Genomic DNA, 14,723 nt, shown 5'->3' with positions numbered 1-14,723 from the left:
AGCGACGGCTTAGTTATTCAGGTCGCGCGCTGGCGTGACGTGCCACGAAATGGCCGGGCGCGACTTCCATCAGCGAAACCGTTTCGGGTTCGTCGCCCAATGAACGAATTGGGCTGGGGATCTCATCGACCAATAAACTGCGCTCGCGCTGCCGCTGCGACGGATCGGCAATCGGCACGGCGGCCATAAGCTTTTTGGTGTAAGGATGCTGCGGGCGTTCAAACACCGCCTGACGCGGCCCCATCTCGACGATTTGTCCAAGATACATCACCGCAACACGATGGCTGATGCGCTCAACGACCGCCATGTCATGGGAAATAAACAAAAATGCGATGCCAAACTCGCGCTGTAAATCCAGCATCAGGTTAATAATCTGTGCCTGAATAGACACATCCAGCGCCGAAACCGACTCATCGGCAATCACCACTTTCGGGTTCAGCGCCAGCGCCCGCGCAATGCAAATACGCTGCCGCTGGCCGCCGGAGAACTCATGGGGATAGCGCCTTGCATGCTCCGGCAATAACCCGACCTTTTCCAGCAACCACGCGACGCGCTGCTCTGCTTCATGGCGCGGCATCACCTTGTGGACCAGCAGTGGCTCCATAACAGAGAAGCCGACGGTCAGGCGAGGGTCCAGCGACGCATAGGGATCCTGAAAAATAAACTGAATATCGCGCCGCAGATGGGCCAGAGCAGGACCGGAGAGATCGTTTATGCGCTGACCGTTAAAGGTGATACTGCCGCCCTGGCTGGCAACCAGCTTTAGCAGGGAGCGTCCGGTGGTGGATTTTCCGCATCCGGACTCCCCTACCAGCGCCAGCGTTTCACCTGCGTAGAGATCAAAACTGACATTCTCGACCGCGTGTACCCGACTTTTCACCCGGTTAAATAACCCTGAGCGGATATCAAACCGCGTGACCAGATTGCGTACCTGTAAAATCGGTGGCCGATCGTGGCGTACGGTATTCTGTGGTACTGCCGGTTCGTCATCGCTGCCAATCAGCGGGAACCTGGCGGGCAGCGGCTGGCCCCGCATGGCACCCAGCGCCGGTACGGCGGCCAGTAGGGCGCGCGTGTAAGCCTGGCAGGGCGCACTGAACAGCTGAGCCGTTTCGGCATTTTCCACCACTTCGCCACGGTACATCACCTGTACCCGGTCAGCCATTTCAGCCACTACGCCCATATCGTGAGTGATAAAAATCACCCCCATCCGCATCTCTTTTTGCAGTTCGCGAATCAGTTGCAGAATCTGCGCCTGAATCGTCACGTCAAGCGCGGTGGTGGGTTCATCTGCAATCAGCAGCGCAGGTTGACATGACAGCGCCATGGCAATCATTACGCGCTGACGCATGCCGCCCGAGAGCTGGTGGGGAAAGCGGCGCAGAATCTTTTGCGCATCGGGAATACGTACCCTGTCGAGCATGCGACGCGCTTCTGCCAGCGCCCCGGCGTGGGATTGGCCCTGATGAAGACGAATGGATTCGGCAATCTGCTCACCAACAGAGAACACCGGATTAAGCGACGTCATGGGTTCCTGGAAGATCATCGCCATATCGGCACCGCGCACCTGCCGCATCTGACCGCGCGGCATGCGCATCAGATCCCGTACCTCGCCGTTACGACCGCGCAACAGGATCTCGCCGCTGACGTCTCCGCCGGCCTGCTCAATCAGGCGCATCAACGCCAGCGAGGTCACTGACTTGCCCGAACCAGATTCGCCCACCAGGGCCAGGGTTTTACCCCGGTAGACGTCAAGGGAAAGATGGCGTACAGCCTGGGTGACTACGCCATCGTTTTCAAAACGCACGTTAAGATCGCGTACGGCCAGCACCTGCTCGTCGGTCAATACTGTTGTGCCAGACAGGCTGTTGTGGAGGGCCTCACGATTAGCTTTCACGGTAAATTGCCACCTCTGCGGCCTCATCTGTGCGGGCATAAGCCCGGTACATGCCTTCGCTGTTGAAAGGCAGCGCGACGTTGCCCTCACGATCAACTGCAATCAGCCCGCCGCTGCCGCCTAACTCCAGCACGCTGTCGTGAATAACATTCACGCTGGCCTGTTGTAACGTGCGTCCACCGTAGCGCATCTGCGCCGCCACATCGTAAGCGGCCAGCGTGCGGATAAACACTTCTCCGGTGCCGGTACAGGACACCGCAACGCTGTCGTTGCTGGCATAGCAACCCGCACCGGGTAAGGGCGAGTCGCCAATGCGGCCAACCTGTTTATTGGTCATCCCGCCGGTAGAGGTGGCGGCGGCGAGATTGCCGTCGTTGTCCAGCGCAACCGCGCCCACCGTGCCGAACTTACGGTCCGGATCAAGGGGATCGCCGCCCTGGGCCGCACCATCATGGTCCAACAGCGCGGTATCGCTGCCGAGCGCGCGCTGCAGTTGCTCCCAACGTTCAGGCGTAGAAAAGAAATCAGGTTCAACCTGCTCAAGGCCTTGTGCCCGGGCAAACGCTTCAGCGCCCTCGCCCGCCAACAACACGTGCGGGCTGTTTTCCAACAGCGCGCGGGCCGCCAGCACCGGATTGCGTATACGCGATACGCCCGCCACTGCGCCGGCCTGTAACGTCCGGCCATCCATGATGCAGGCATCCAGTTCATGGGTGCCCTGCCGCGTAAACACCGCGCCTTTACCTGCATTGAATAACGGGCACTCCTCAAGCCTGCGCACCGCCTCAGTCACCGTATCCAGCGCAGAAGCCCCCTGAGCCAGCATGCTCTGCCCGTGCGTCACAATGTCGTAAAGCGCCTGTCGGTATGCCTGCTCTTTTTCTGCGCTCATGGCGGCACGGGTAATTGCCCCCGCACCGCCATGAATGGCGATCGCTGCTTTAGCCATACTGCGTTACCCTGTGGTTGCATCAGAAGGAAAAACACTGATTTTGAATGGTTTTAACTCGGTTTGGACCATTTTTGAATATAGAAAGCCCGCTATAGGTTGTAAAGCGGAAACTGACAATGCGCTAATAACCTTTCGTTGTGCCTTATGCCGATGTGACTCTGAAGGGAAAAGTCACCATAATAGACAGCCCTTGCAACAGACAAGCTGAGAATAGAATGGAAAGCTTTACTGCCGGACTGATTTCCCTTGAGGACGCGCAACAAAAGATGCTGGCGTCGCTAACGCCCATCACAGACTCGCTTGAGCTGAGCCTGCCAGACGCGGCCGGGCGCATTACTGCCTGCGCGGTCACGTCACCGATCGATGTTCCCCCTTTCAACAACTCGGCGATGGATGGTTACGCCGTCAGGCTGGCTGATATTGAGAGTAACCAGCCTCTACCGGTTGCAGGTAAAGCCTTTGCCGGGGCCCCGTTTAGCGGTGAATGGCCCGCGGGTAGCGTGATCAGAATAATGACGGGTGCCCCTGTACCTGCCGGTTGTGACGCGGTCGTTATGCAGGAGGAAACCCGTCTGCAGGATGAGAAGGTGATTATCACCGCCCCGGTCAACGCCGGACAAAATATCCGGCTGACGGGTGACGATATTCGGGCTGGCCATCAGGTGCTGGCGGCGGGCGTGCGTCTGGGTGCTGCCGAACTGCCCTTACTGGCCTCGCTGGGGATCGCGACCGTGCGGGTGCTGCGTAAACTGCGCGTCGCGATTTTTTCCACCGGCGACGAACTTCAGCCTGTGGGCCAGCCGTTAGCGGCGGGGCAAATCTATGACACCAACCGTTTTGCGATTTCGCTGATGCTGCACAAGCTGGGATGCGAGGTTATCGATCTGGGCATTATCAAAGACGATCCTGCTGCACTGCGTGCGGCCTTTACCGAAGCCGATCGCCAGGCTGATGTAGTCATCAGTACCGGCGGCGTTTCGGTGGGCGAAGCCGATTTCACCAAAACGATGCTGGAAGAACTCGGCGTGATTCGCTTCTGGAAGCTGGCGATGAAACCCGGTAAACCTTTTGCTTTTGGTCGTCTGGCGAACAGCTGGTTCTGCGGCTTACCCGGAAATCCGGTTTCTGCCGTAGTGACCTTCTATCAACTGGTGCAGCCGCTGCTGTCCACCCTGACGGGACAAACGGCTGCCGCGCTGCCGCCCCGCCAGCGCGTACGCACGGCAACCGCGTTGAAAAAATCGCCTGGCCGGCTGGATTTCCAGCGTGGCGTTCTGCGGCAAAACAGCCAGGGTGAACCAGAGGTTGTCAGCACCGGCGCGCAGGGCTCCCATGTCTACAGCTCTTTTTCTCAGGCCAACTGCTTTATTGTGCTGGAACGCGATCGCGGCCCTGTTGAAGCAGGTGAATGGGTGGATGTCGAACCCTTTAATACGCTGCTGGAGGGGTAAATGCTGCCCGAACTGAGCCACGAAGAGATGCTGCGCTACAACCGACAGATTGTATTGCGTGGTTTTGACTTTGACGGTCAGGAACGATTAAAAGCCAGTCATGTGCTGATTGTCGGGCTGGGCGGTTTAGGCTGTGCGGCCTCGCCCTATCTGGCAGCAGCGGGCGTGGGCAATCTTACGCTAGTGGACTTTGATACGGTCTCACTTTCTAATCTGCAGCGACAGATTTTGCATTACGATGCCGATATTGGCCGCGCCAAGGTGGAATCCGCCCGGGAAACGCTGGCCGCCATTAATCCTCACTGCCAGTTACAGGCTGTGCAGGGTCAACTGGACGATGAGGCGCTCAACGCCCTGATTGCCCGGCAGCAGGTGGTGGTGGACTGCACGGACAATGTGGCGGTGCGCGAGCAAATTAACCGGTTATGCTACCAGTTGAAAGTGCCGCTGGTCTCAGGCGCGGCGATTCGTATGGAAGGCCAGCTCAGCGTATTTGACTGGCAACCCGATACGCCCTGTTATCGCTGCATCAGCCGGCTGTTTGGCGCCCAGGTTCTGAGCTGTGTGGAGGCCGGCGTAATGGCGCCGCTGGTGGGCGTGGTGGGTGCGATGCAGGCGATGGAAACCCTGAAGCTGCTGACGCACTTCGGCTCACCTGCGCGCTCACGTTTGCTGATGTACGATGCGCTGAGCGCGGAGTTTCGTACCCTGAAGGTCGCGCAGGATCCCCATTGTGAAGTCTGCGGACATCATGACTGAGCCGTTAATTGATAGGGTTCATGCGTAAAGCGGAGGGGGCTACAGGTCAGGTAAAGAAAGGACTTTAAGCCGGATCGCCGCAGGCAATCCACCCTGACGCACGGACCCAAACGATAACGGGGTAGCCATCGCTACCCCGTTATCGTTAGACGATGCCCTGGCTACGCAGGTAATCTTCATAATTACCGGTAAAGTCCACAATGCGATCGGCTTTGATTTCCATCACTCGCGTCGCCAGTGAACTGACGAACTCACGGTCATGAGATACAAAAATCAGCGTACCTTCATACATTTCCAGCGCCATGTTTAATGACTCAATGGATTCCATATCAAGGTGGTTTGTCGGCTCATCCATAATCAGGATGTTGGGCTTTTCCATCATCAGCTTGCCAAACAGCATCCGACCTTTTTCCCCACCGGACAGCACCTTAGCCGGTTTTTTAATATCGTCCTGTGAAAACAGGAGGCGGCCAAGAATCCCACGCACGGCCTGTTCATCATCGCCCTGCTGTTTCCACTGGCTCATCCAGTCAAATACCGTCAGGTCGTTAGCAAAATCGTCTGCATGATCCTGGGCATAATAACCAATCTTCGCGTTTTCAGACCATTTAACGCTGCCGCTTTCCGGCGTCAGTTCACCGACCAGCGTTTTTAACAGTGTGGATTTACCAATACCGTTAGCGCCGAGGATCGCCAGCTTTTCGCCCACTTCCAGCAACAGATTTAAATTTTTAAACAGCGGACCGTTATCAAACCCTTTCGTCAACGCTTCGACTTCCAGCGCATTACGGAACAGTTTCTTATCCTGTTCGAATCGAATATACGGGTTCTGACGACTGGAGGCTTTTACCTCTTCCAGCTTTATTTTGTCCATCTGTTTCGCACGCGATGTCGCCTGACGTGATTTAGAGGCATTAGCACTAAAACGGCTGACAAAGGATTGCAGATCGGCAATTTGTGCTTTTTTCTTGGCGTTATCCGATAACAGTCGCTCACGCGCCTGGGTGGCAGCGGTCATATATTCATCATAATTACCAGAATAAACACGCAGTTCGCCGTAGTCCAAATCAGCCATGTGGGTACAGACCATATTGAGGAAGTGACGGTCGTGCGAAATGATAATCATGGTGCTGTCGCGTTCGTTGAGGACCTGCTCCAGCCAGCGAATAGTATCGATATCCAGGTTGTTAGTCGGTTCGTCCAGCAGCAAAATATCCGGGTTGGAAAACAATGCCTGAGCCAGGAGAACACGTAATTTAAAACCCGGGGCAATTTCGCTCATTGGGCCATAATGCTGCTCTACCGGAATACCGACGCCCAGTAATAATTCACCGGCGCGCGGTTCAGCGCTGTAGCCATCCATTTCACCATACAGCACTTCAAGGTCGGCGACTTTGTAGCCTTCCTCTTCTGTCATTTCAGGTAAGGAATAAATACGGTCACGTTCCTGCTTCACTTCCCATAATTCATGGTGCCCCATGATGACCGTATCTAACACGCTATATTCTTCGAAGGCGAACTGATCCTGACGTAATTTACCAATACGTTCATTAGGATCGTAAGAGACATTGCCGCCTGATGGCACCAAATCGCCACCCAAAATCTTCATGAAGGTGGATTTTCCGCTGCCGTTCGCACCGATTAAACCGTAACGATTACCGCCGCCAAATTTTACGGAGATATTTTCGAACAGTGGCTTGCTGCCAAACTGCATGGTGATATTGCTGCTAACTAACACGGCGTTGACCTTAGTGAAGAGAGTGGATGGAAAAACGGCGGCTATTATGCCAGATGTGACGTAGCGCACGCCAGTCTCCGGCAAGGATTGCCTGAGTGTCCCTTGAAAACGCGCAACTTTTAATTATCGTCCTGCACGGTTTCCTGCAGCTGGCGCGCAGGTCGCATCGGGTTGCCACGCATGCCACAGACGTTGCCGTCACGCACGACGAGATTAATTAACGTGTGGAGATCGTAAACAGGGAAACGGCACGCAGGGTTTTTTAAATAAAAAAAGCCGGGAACATAAATGCACCCGGCTACCGCTTACAAGGATTGTGTCGATTAATCGATCAGGAAACTGTCCAGGCTTTTACCTTCATCCAGCGCTTTTTTAATAGCTGCTGGGGTGCGGCCCTGGCCGGTCCATGATTTTTTCTCGCCGTTTTCATCGGTGTAAGAATATTTAGCCGGACGCGGCGCACGCTTAGTGCGTTTTTTACCCTGCTCCAGGGCACCTAATAATTCATTAGGATCGATGCCGTCAGCCAGCAACATTTCGCGATATTTAGATAACTTCTCTTCTTTTTCACGATTCTGCTGCTCTTCAGCGTGAGCTTCTTCACGGCGTTCAGTCACAACGACGGTCAATTTCTCAAGAATCTCTTCCAGATCGCTCAGTGGCAGTTCACGAGCCTGGGCACGTAATGTGCGAATGTTGTTTAGAACTTTAAATGCGTCACTCATCACAATATCCTTGATTAAGGGGGTTTAATTAAACTGTAGCGACAAGACTACCTAATTCAAATAAAAAAATAAATTAATTTATTACTACAGATAATTCCGAGTGTTTTTTTAAATGGCCGTGAAGTATTCAGAATCCTTATGTGGAGAGATTATTAACCACGAATTAACACTAAACGCCTGCTATCCTTGCACAATGTAAACGATTTCATTGATTACGCACGCTGCATGAATCCACCCCAAAACTTTATAACGCTCCGGTCGATTATTTTATCGTCTTTAAAGAATTTGCATTAAATTCCCTGCCTTCCCGTCTGTTTTTCTCACCACGGCCGCTCTGCCGCTCACAAAATTAACCTGCATATAACGGCAAAGTTATCCGGTTACCCGGGACAATATCGGGATGCTTTTTTATCATTCCGGCGTTTGTATCGCGCGTTCCTGCGTTTCTCTGACGTAAAAAAATACGCGCGCGTTTACAGACCCGGTGAGTGCTACTTCGGCGAGGACGTGATTCCTTCTCTTAACGTCGGGCGTAAAAGATAAATAGCGGAGCGTCGTTGGGCGGCGAGTTCGACAGAGTAACATGAGGCGTTTGATGATTTTTATTTGACGATAAAACGCATAAATAATAAATCATGGGTATCAGTAGAGCGGATTGTCAGGCCGCGCCCTTTTAACAGGGGGCACGGCCTGAACGCTTAGTTCACCGGCGTGGCGGGACCAAATACATCGTACTGCGGCAACTGCACGTTCTGGTAGGTCTCCCAGCCGCCCCCTAAGGCTTTATACAGGGCGACGAGATCCAGCCCGCTTTGCATGCGCGCCTGGGTCGCCTGTTCCTGCGCCTGCGCCAGCTGGCGCTGTGCATCCAGCACCTCGAGGAAAGTGGATAATCCCTGACGATAACTGTCACTGGCCAGATCGAAGGTACGCTGCAGCGCGCCAGTCGTTTCATCCAGTGCCGTTACCCGTTGCTGATCGGCACGGTAACTGACCAGGGCATTTTCCACATCCTGCAGGGCAGTCAGCACCGTCTGACGGTAGTTCAGTGCCGCGCTGGCCTGTTGCGCCCGCGCCAGCCTGACGCTGGAAACCAGCCTTCCTCCCTGGAAGATGGGAATAGATAACGACGGTCCCACGCTGTAGAAATGACTGCTCCAGTTATCAAGATAGCTGACGTCAGTGTTACGCACGCCCAACTGACCGGTCAGCGACAGGCTGGGGAATAGCTGCGCAACAGACACGCCAATCTCGGCGGTCTGTGCATGCAGTGTGGCTTCTGCCTGACGAATATCCGGACGACGTCGCGCCAGTGTGGAAGGAATGCCCACAGAAACAAACGCAGGCAGTGCAGGCAGCGCTTTCGGCTCGCTTAACTCGGCATCCAGCGCGCCCGGCGTTTTGCCCAACAGCACGGCCAGCCCGTTCATCGCCTGGCGCGTTTGTGCCTGATACTGCGGCAACTGCGCCTGCAGACTGCTTAACTGCGCGCGGGCATTTTCGACATTCGTGACTGGCGCTAAGCCGTTGCGCTGTTGGCTTTCCGTCAGTTGCCAGGTCTGATCCGCCACCGCAATCTGTTGTTGTAACGTTTTTACCGTTGCCTGCGCGCCACGCAGCTGTAACCACGCGCGCACCACTTCGGCCTCAAGCGACACCAGCGCGTCGTTGCGCTGCTCAATCGCCGCCTGCTGTTGGGCATTCGCTGACTCGATCTGGCGGCGCACCTTGCCCCACAGATCCAGTTCCCAACTGGCATCGAAACTGCCCTGATACAGCGTGACGGGCTGTGTCAGGCCGTTCAGCTGGCTGGCGACATTACTGTCGAGCTGGTCGGCACCGTTGGCTTTCAGTAGCCCTTCCAGGCCAAGCTGCTGACGGGTAACTTTGGCTGAACCGTTAAGGCTGGGAAACAACCCGCCCTGCGCCTGTGATAACTGCTCGCGCGCCCCGGCAATGCGCAATACAGCCTGTTGTAATGAGAGGTTACCTTCGATGGCGCGCGCAATCAGGCTATCGAGCTGAGGATCCCCGAAATTGCGCCACCAGCGCGAATCCACCGCTGACGTTTGCGGCCTTGAGGTTTCCTGTGAATCCAGCGCGTGATAGCTGCCCGGGAGCTGGGGCTTTGGCGCCTGGTAGTCCGGGCCAACGCTGCAGCCCGTCAGGGCGAACAACAGCATCAGGTTGAGTGGATTCAGGCGATGCGTAGTCATAACTTTCATGTCAGTGTGCTCCTGCACTGCCTTCGCTCTTGACAGGCGACAGCAGCCAACAAAATGGAATCAAAATCAGGGCAACGATACTCAAGCCTGAAAAGACGTCGATATAAGCCAGAATGCGGGACTGGACAATCATCTCTTTGTAGAGCTGACCCGTTGCCAACGTAACGGGATCGCCCACCGCAGAAGTGAAGTCGCGAATCGCCTGTGCCCAGTGCTGAACGGTGATGTTGAACTGTTCGTTCAGCGGCGTCATGTTGTGCACCATATGGGCCGAACGCGCCTGCTCCCGTTCAGTAATCGCCGCGGTGGACAACGAGATACCAATCGAACCCGCTACGTTACGGAACATGGTGAACAGGGCTGAGGCGTCCGCATTCAGGCGCTGGGGAATCGTAATAAAGGCAATGGTAGTCAGCGGCACGAACAGGAAGCCCAGGCCAATTGACTGCGCACTGCGCATCATGACCAGCGTCGTGAAATCGACATCAGGCGTTAAGGACGCCGAATAGAAGAAGGCCAGCGCCAGGCAGCTAAAACCAAAGGCAATAATGTAGCGGGTCTGCACCACCGGCATCAGTTTCAAGACCAGCGGGATGGTCAAGACGATCAACACCGCGCCGGGAGACAGCACCAGTCCCGACCAGGTCGCCGTGTAACCGAGATCCTGCTGCGCCAGCTGGGGCAGAACCACCGAGCTGCCGTAAAGTATCATCGCCATGCCGGCCATTAATAAACCGGCGACCCAGAAATTGCGATCTTTCATGACCAGAATGTCAACGACCGGTTTACGGGCATACATCAGCCAGTAAATGGCCCCCACGATCCCGACCAGCGCCAGCACGGCAAACAGGACGATAAAATGCGAGGCGAACCAGTCTTCATCCTCGCCACGATCCAGCATGACCTGCAAACATCCCAGGCCGAGCGTAATCAGGCTGATGCCGATATAGTCGATCTTGAGTTTGCCCTTGGCCCATTTACGCTCCCACGGCGGATCTTCCAGCAAGGGTAAAATGGCCATGATGGTCAGCACGCCGACCGGGATATTAATAAAGAATACCCAGCGCCAGCTGTAATTATCGGTGATCCAGCCACCCAGCGTCGGGCCAATAACCGGCGCAACGATAATCGCGATGGAAGAAAGGCCAAACGCTTTGCCCCGATCTTCGGGTTTGAAGTAGTCGAGCAGCACCGACTGTTGTACCGGCTGCAGCCCGCCGCCAAAAAAGCCCTGCAGGACGCGAAACAGAATAATTTGCCAGAGTTCCGTGGCAATACCGCACAGGAAGGAGCAGATGGTAAACATCACAATGCAGATTAAAAAAAACTGTTTGCGGCCAAACAGACGGCTGAAAAAGGCAGAGATGGGCAGCACGATACCGTTCGCTACCAGATACGACGTCAATACCCAGGTTGATTCATCGTAACTGGAAGAGAGTGAACCCGCGATGTGCGGCAGGGCCACGTTAACGATGGTGGTATCCAGGATTTCCATAAATACCGCCAGCGTGACCGTAATGGCCACTAGCCAGGGGTTACTGGCGGGTTTCCAGCTCTGCGATTCGCTCATTCCACGGTTACCTTCGGTTCAACCGATAATCCCAGTGGCAGCGGTCGGTTTGGATCCAGCCCTTTATCAATCACGATTTTCACCGGAACACGCTGGACAATTTTCACGTAGTTACCCGTGGCATTCTCAGACGGGAAGGTGGAGAAACGCGATCCTGTGCCCATCTGAATACTGTCGACATGCCCTTCCAGCTTCATGTCTGGCCAGGCGTCTACGCTGATTGCCACTTTGTCGCCGGGATTCATTCGCTCAAGCTGAGACTCTTTAAAGTTTGCGGTGATCCAGATGTCCGGAGAAACCAGCGAGAACAGAGCACTTCCCGCCTGGACCAGCGTGCCCATCTGGACATTGCGCTTCGTGACAAAGCCATCGTAAGGCGCACGAACCTGAGTGTAAGAGAGGTTTAGCTCAGCCACGTTGAGCTGCGCTTTAGCCTGCTCAACCTGCTCCTGACGCGCTTCAACATTGGTTTCCTGCTGACGGATTTGCAGGGCAACCTGCGAGGCCACTTCCACCTGGGCTTTTGCACTTTGCAGCTGTGCCTGCGCAGAACGGAGCTGTGCAGATGCCGAGTCGATGTTTCGCTGGCTGGTGGCGCGCGGATCGACGCCACGCTGGCGCCGGTAGTCCGCCTGGGCGTTCATGTAGTTGGCTTCGGCTTTCGCCTGATCGGCCAGCGCCTGATCGCGCTGGGCCGGATACTGAACACGAGAGAGCGCTAACTGCGCCTGCGCCTGATGCAGCTGTGCCGTGGCCAGACCCAACTGGGCTTTAGCCTGAGCACGCTGGGCCTCATTGTCACTCGGGTCGATTTCAACCAGCAGATCGCCCTTCCTGACGCGTTGGTTATCGTTAACCAGCAGTTTAACAACATAGCCGGACGCTTTTGCGGCGATGGTGACCGCATTGCCTTCGGTAAAGGCGTCGTCAGTGGTTTCTTCGTTACGGGTCGTAAACCAGAAGAAAAAGGCCACGATTAGCATGACCACCACGACAACGGCCAGGATGATTAACGGTTTTTTGCCGGGGCGTTTGCGCGGCTTTTCGTCGTCATGATCCTGATTGTCATGTGGCTGGCTGTTTTTATCTGGCGCGTTTTCTGCGTCTTCCTGATGTGAATCGCGGTTGTTGTTCTCGCTCATAGTGTCCGTCGCTGGCTAAGGCCCTCTGTCCTGGGCGTAGAAAGTCCACTAAACATTAGATCGAAAACTGACAAAATCCAGTACAACTTTACGTAACTTGAGAAAGGCAGCACATCCTGCACCGCGGCAGGATGTGTCTGAGTCAGGCGACCAGTTTCAGCAACAGCCAACCCGTGAGCATTGACCAGGCGAGTAAGGGCACGGAGAAGAGATGAAAACGCCACCAGATGGCGCGATCTTTGGCCATTCGTAGCGCAATAAGGTTAGCGAGCGAGCCGGGAAGCAAACCAAAGCCACCAATATTGACCGCCCAGGCAAGCACTTCTGTCGGCTGCACTTTTTGCAGTAGCAGGATGGTGGCCGGCACATTACTGATGACCTGGGACAGACCGATGGCCAGCAGATAAAGCTCGCCTTTGCCCAGATGCGTAATGGCATCGAAATGCGCCTGAACGACCGGTAAACGCGTCAGTAAGAAGACATCCAGGAACATCACGATGAAGACCACCAGCAGGCTCCAGTCGATATTGAGCAAGACCTGACGCGCCATAATCAGGAAACACACCATAATCAGCAACAGGGCCCAACCGGTTACATGCCATTCCAGCGCGGCAATAAAAAGCAGATACAGCACGACACTGACAGCAAAAAGGGGTTTCTGCCAGCTGTGAGCTTCGCTGGTCTCGTGCTTGTCAATCGTGCGTTTGGCAAAGCTGAACCAGGTCACCACCATCAGGCTCAGCAGCAGCCAGGCGGCCAGCGGCGTCATTTGCAAGATAAAACCGCCCACGCTCAAAGAGCCGTGGCTCCACAGCAAAATATTTTGTGGATTGCCCACCGGGGTGAGTAGCGAACCGGCATTGACCGCCAGCGCTTCAAAGATAATCAGGCGCGAGATAGGTAAATGCGAAAATTTGCGTAACGTCAGCGTCAGCGGCACCAAAATAAACAGCGCCACATCGTTGGTTAAGAAGGTCGACAGCAGCGCCGCCGCCAGCACCATAAAGAGTGCCAGCGTGCGTTCGTGTTTGAAGCGCGCAATTAACCTGGCCCCGAGAACATCAAAATACCCGCTGGTTTCTAACCCTTTTGTGAGGATAAGTAATCCACTCAGGGTAATGATGGTATGCCAGTCCACCGCGGCGGGAAGATCCGGCCAGCGATAGTCAGCAAGAAACAGCAGAACAACCCCAACAACGACTAACAAGTGCAATATATGGTCATGCAAAAATGAGCGAAGCACGATGGGCATGATGTCCGGCGCCTTACCTGAGGGTTAATTGTTTTCGTAAAATTTCTGGAATACAGCCAGGGTTTCATCACTCACGTGATGTTCAATGCCTTCTGAATCGCGCCGTGCCGTCTCCGGACTGATGCCAAGCGCTAACAGAAAGGTTTCAACAATATGATGGCGGGCGCGGCTCTCTTCAGCCAGCTTTTCGCCTTCACGTGTCAAAAAGACACCACGATAAGGGACCTGCTCTACCAGCCCGGCGGTACCTAATCGCTTTAACATTTTTGCGACGGTGGGTTGCGAAACCCCCAGGCGCGCCGCCATATCGACCTGACGTGCTTCACCAAATTCACCAATTAAATCAGAGATTAGCTCAACATAATCATCAATCAGCTCACGGCGATGCGCCTCGCGCACCTGCCGAAACCCTTCGACATGCTCTTCAATATCTTTTAGTGGTCCTTGCGGGGCAGAAACCACGCTTTTGGCACGACGACTCATTCAGCTTCCTCTTTATTTTTTTCCACACCAGCCCTGCCGTATGGATTTAGCTGCGCTCATTGTAAACCAGGCGCAAATAAGCTCAAATTTTTCGTCGTTAGCCTTGGCTAAACGATATAGCCAATGCTATATTTGTTGATAATGTAAACAGAGTGGTGCATTAAAGCACGATTAGGCCAGTCTGCTTACCGTTGCGTTAAATTAATTGGGAGGTGATGTTATGAGCACCCTGAAAAGCTGCATCGACTGCGGCAAATGCTTTCAGGCAGAAAAATCTACATCAGGTATGAAATCCTGGTGGTGCCTGCTGACGCGTTCCCCTTTTACGCTGCGCCTGATGTTGATCAACAAACTCCTGGGTCACGAACCTGAAGAACGCCACTGCCAGAAACTGATCTGGCGCGGCTAATCGTTGATAACGCCTTCTGGCTGCGAGCCTGAAGGTGCCATCTTCCGGCTGCTCGCCCTTTTTTTTCGCTGTCTGGCTGTGCCATTCGCGCACGATTTGCCTTTTGCTGTCGCCCGTTTG

Annotated in this window: 13 protein-coding genes; 4 read left to right on the top strand and 9 right to left on the bottom strand. The window is 54.7% G+C overall.

Annotated elements, in window-relative coordinates:
* Positions 1-13: 13 nt before the first annotated feature.
* Both ACPXSQ_RS02475 and ACPXSQ_RS02470 read right to left on the bottom strand, forming a co-directional pair.
* Positions 14-1,936, bottom strand: a complete 1,923-nt coding sequence (locus ACPXSQ_RS02475) for a dipeptide ABC transporter ATP-binding protein (RefSeq protein WP_237734470.1) — start codon at positions 1,934-1,936, stop codon at positions 14-16.
* On the bottom strand, positions 1,887-2,846 hold the full coding sequence (locus ACPXSQ_RS02470; protein ID WP_013025183.1) for an isoaspartyl peptidase/L-asparaginase family protein: 960 nt from the start codon (positions 2,844-2,846) through the stop codon (positions 1,887-1,889). The genes ACPXSQ_RS02475 and ACPXSQ_RS02470 overlap by 50 nt, the downstream gene beginning before the upstream one ends.
* Before the next feature lie 218 nt (positions 2,847-3,064).
* Here ACPXSQ_RS02470 and moeA point away from each other — a divergent pair, with 218 nt between their 5' ends.
* Complete coding sequence (gene moeA, locus ACPXSQ_RS02465) at positions 3,065-4,300, top strand: molybdopterin molybdotransferase MoeA (protein WP_014606232.1); 1,236 nt, start codon at positions 3,065-3,067, stop codon at positions 4,298-4,300.
* Positions 4,301-5,059 carry a molybdopterin-synthase adenylyltransferase MoeB gene (gene moeB / locus ACPXSQ_RS02460; protein WP_013025181.1) on the top strand — a complete coding sequence of 253 codons (759 nt, stop codon included), beginning with the start codon at positions 4,301-4,303 and terminating at the stop codon, positions 5,057-5,059.
* Between the two features lie 145 nt (positions 5,060-5,204).
* Here the strand turns inward: moeB and ACPXSQ_RS02455 are convergent, their stop codons facing one another.
* Positions 5,205-6,797, bottom strand: a complete 1,593-nt coding sequence (locus ACPXSQ_RS02455) for an ABC-F family ATPase (protein WP_014606233.1) — start codon at positions 6,795-6,797, stop codon at positions 5,205-5,207.
* A 95-nt stretch (positions 6,798-6,892) separates the two neighbouring features.
* On the opposite strand from ACPXSQ_RS02455, the gene ACPXSQ_RS02450 reads away from it, so the two are divergent.
* A complete protein-coding gene (locus ACPXSQ_RS02450; RefSeq protein ID WP_015700682.1) occupies positions 6,893-7,018 on the top strand; it encodes a hypothetical protein in 126 nt (41 codons plus the stop codon).
* A 102-nt stretch (positions 7,019-7,120) separates the two neighbouring features.
* Here the strand turns inward: ACPXSQ_RS02450 and ACPXSQ_RS02445 are convergent, their stop codons facing one another.
* From ACPXSQ_RS02445 to mntR, 6 genes are all read right to left on the bottom strand, one after another.
* Positions 7,121-7,522, bottom strand: coding sequence for an H-NS family nucleoid-associated regulatory protein (locus ACPXSQ_RS02445; RefSeq protein WP_014606234.1), 402 nt, complete (start codon positions 7,520-7,522; stop codon positions 7,121-7,123).
* Positions 7,523-8,220: 698 nt separating this feature from the next.
* A complete protein-coding gene (locus ACPXSQ_RS02440; protein WP_015700684.1) occupies positions 8,221-9,747 on the bottom strand; it encodes an efflux transporter outer membrane subunit in 1,527 nt (508 codons plus the stop codon).
* A gap of 1 nt (position 9,748) precedes the next feature.
* The gene (locus tag ACPXSQ_RS02435; RefSeq protein ID WP_013025177.1) at positions 9,749-11,317 is read right to left on the bottom strand and encodes a DHA2 family efflux MFS transporter permease subunit; all 1,569 of its coding nucleotides are present in this window, start codon (positions 11,315-11,317) and stop codon (positions 9,749-9,751) included.
* Positions 11,314-12,459 carry an HlyD family secretion protein gene (locus tag ACPXSQ_RS02430; RefSeq protein ID WP_015700686.1) on the bottom strand — a complete coding sequence of 382 codons (1,146 nt, stop codon included), beginning with the start codon at positions 12,457-12,459 and terminating at the stop codon, positions 11,314-11,316. Before ACPXSQ_RS02430 ends, ACPXSQ_RS02435 begins: the two co-directional genes overlap by 4 nt.
* A 142-nt stretch (positions 12,460-12,601) precedes the next feature.
* Entirely contained in the window at positions 12,602-13,711 is a 1,110-nt protein-coding gene (locus ACPXSQ_RS02425; RefSeq protein ID WP_013025175.1) for an SLC13 family permease, read from the bottom strand.
* A gap of 24 nt (positions 13,712-13,735) precedes the next feature.
* The gene (gene mntR, locus ACPXSQ_RS02420; RefSeq protein ID WP_013025174.1) at positions 13,736-14,194 is read right to left on the bottom strand and encodes a manganese-binding transcriptional regulator MntR; all 459 of its coding nucleotides are present in this window, start codon (positions 14,192-14,194) and stop codon (positions 13,736-13,738) included.
* Positions 14,195-14,414: 220 nt separating this feature from the next.
* Between mntR and ACPXSQ_RS02415 the strand changes: the two genes are divergently transcribed.
* The gene (locus ACPXSQ_RS02415) at positions 14,415-14,603 is read left to right on the top strand and encodes a hypothetical protein (RefSeq protein ID WP_014606238.1); all 189 of its coding nucleotides are present in this window, start codon (positions 14,415-14,417) and stop codon (positions 14,601-14,603) included.
* Positions 14,604-14,723: the final 120 nt, after the last annotated feature.

Source organism: Pantoea sp. EEL5 (genome assembly GCF_049892805.1).
GTDB classification, from domain to species: domain Bacteria; phylum Pseudomonadota; class Gammaproteobacteria; order Enterobacterales; family Enterobacteriaceae; genus Pantoea; species Pantoea ananatis.
The sequence above is the reverse complement of the archived record's forward strand: the minus strand, read 5'-3'. Positions and strand labels throughout refer to the sequence as shown.

What these genes read in the sequence shown, in the direction of transcription:
- mntR (WP_013025174.1), bottom strand. Translation starts at nt 14,194, where the DNA reads ATGAGTCGTCGTGCCAAAAGCGTGGTTTCTGCCCCGCAAGGACCACTA.
- moeB (WP_013025181.1), top strand. Translation starts at nt 4,301, where the DNA reads ATGCTGCCCGAACTGAGCCACGAAGAGATGCTGCGCTACAACCGACAG.
- ACPXSQ_RS02475 (WP_237734470.1), bottom strand. Translation starts at nt 1,936, where the DNA reads ATGCCCGCACAGATGAGGCCGCAGAGGTGGCAATTTACCGTGAAAGCT.
- ACPXSQ_RS02440 (WP_015700684.1), bottom strand. Translation starts at nt 9,747, where the DNA reads ATGAAAGTTATGACTACGCATCGCCTGAATCCACTCAACCTGATGCTG.
- ACPXSQ_RS02445 (WP_014606234.1), bottom strand. Translation starts at nt 7,522, where the DNA reads ATGAGTGACGCATTTAAAGTTCTAAACAACATTCGCACATTACGTGCC.
- ACPXSQ_RS02470 (WP_013025183.1), bottom strand. Translation starts at nt 2,846, where the DNA reads ATGGCTAAAGCAGCGATCGCCATTCATGGCGGTGCGGGGGCAATTACC.
- ACPXSQ_RS02430 (WP_015700686.1), bottom strand. Translation starts at nt 12,459, where the DNA reads ATGAGCGAGAACAACAACCGCGATTCACATCAGGAAGACGCAGAAAAC.
- ACPXSQ_RS02425 (WP_013025175.1), bottom strand. Translation starts at nt 13,711, where the DNA reads ATGCCCATCGTGCTTCGCTCATTTTTGCATGACCATATATTGCACTTG.
- moeA (WP_014606232.1), top strand. Translation starts at nt 3,065, where the DNA reads ATGGAAAGCTTTACTGCCGGACTGATTTCCCTTGAGGACGCGCAACAA.
- ACPXSQ_RS02415 (WP_014606238.1), top strand. Translation starts at nt 14,415, where the DNA reads ATGAGCACCCTGAAAAGCTGCATCGACTGCGGCAAATGCTTTCAGGCA.
- ACPXSQ_RS02435 (WP_013025177.1), bottom strand. Translation starts at nt 11,317, where the DNA reads ATGAGCGAATCGCAGAGCTGGAAACCCGCCAGTAACCCCTGGCTAGTG.